The sequence below is a fragment of the Bacillus sp. NH11B genome, from assembly GCF_001884205.1.
GTDB classification, from domain to species: domain Bacteria; phylum Bacillota; class Bacilli; order Bacillales; family Bacillaceae_G; genus Bacillus_A; species Bacillus_A proteolyticus.
The window spans coordinates 1-920 of record NZ_MAOG01000144.1; the positions used below are offsets into that span (position 1 = coordinate 1).

Here is a 920-nt window from a genome sequence, read left to right on the forward strand (position 1 = left end):
AATTATATCGTATGATGTCAGATTTTAATAAGGGGAGAGAAGTTTTTATGTTAAAAAAAATCATTCCAGTTGCTTTAGCATTAAGTACAGTTACTTTTTCAAGTGTATTTGCTGCGCCTCCAGCTCAAGCAACTACAGAACCAAACCGCTACATAGATGTACAAATGCTCGGTATTAACGATTTTCATGGGCAACTAGACACTGTAAAGAAAATTAACAATAAAGATGCAGGGGGAATCGAGTACTTAGCGGCTTATTTACGTGATCGTGAAAAACAAAATCCGAATACATTAAAGGTTCATGCTGGCGATGTTGTTGGAGCAAGTCCTCCTGTTTCAGCATTATTACAAGACGAACCTACGATTGAATTTCTAAATGATTTAAAATTTGATGTTGGAACCATAGGAAATCATGAATTTGATGAAGGCATTGAAGAAATGCACCGCCTTATTTATGGTGGATACCATGAAAAAACAGGGAATTTTAAAGGAGCAAAATTCCCATATGTTGCCGCAAATTTCTATAATAAATCCACCGGTCGTCTATTTTTACCACCATTTACTATCAAAAAGGTACAAGGAGTTCCTGTTGGCTTTATCGGAGTCGTAACAACAGATGTTCCTAACCTTGTTATGCCTACTATGCTAAAGAATGTAGAAATTACAGATGAAGTTGAAGCCATTAACAAATCCGTAAAGCAATTGAAAGAACTAGGCGTTAAATCTATCGTTGTTCTTGCGCATAACGGAGGTACAACAGATGAGAACGGTGTAACAAATGGTGATCTCGTCCGACTAGCAAATGAGAGTGATCCAGAAGTCGATGTTATTTTTGGGGGGCATAGCCACACCTATGTAAATGGAACTGTTAATAATAAACTTGTCGTACAAGCAAATTCTTATGGAATGGCTTTTGCTGAT

1 protein-coding gene is annotated in these 920 nt (G+C 37.0%); it reads left to right on the forward strand.

What is annotated here, in order from left to right; translation table 11 throughout:
* Window positions 1-47: 47 nt before the first annotated feature.
* Window positions 48-920: metallophosphoesterase (locus BAU27_RS29380; RefSeq protein WP_175546580.1), on the forward strand; the 873-nt coding region annotated here is incomplete at its 3' end.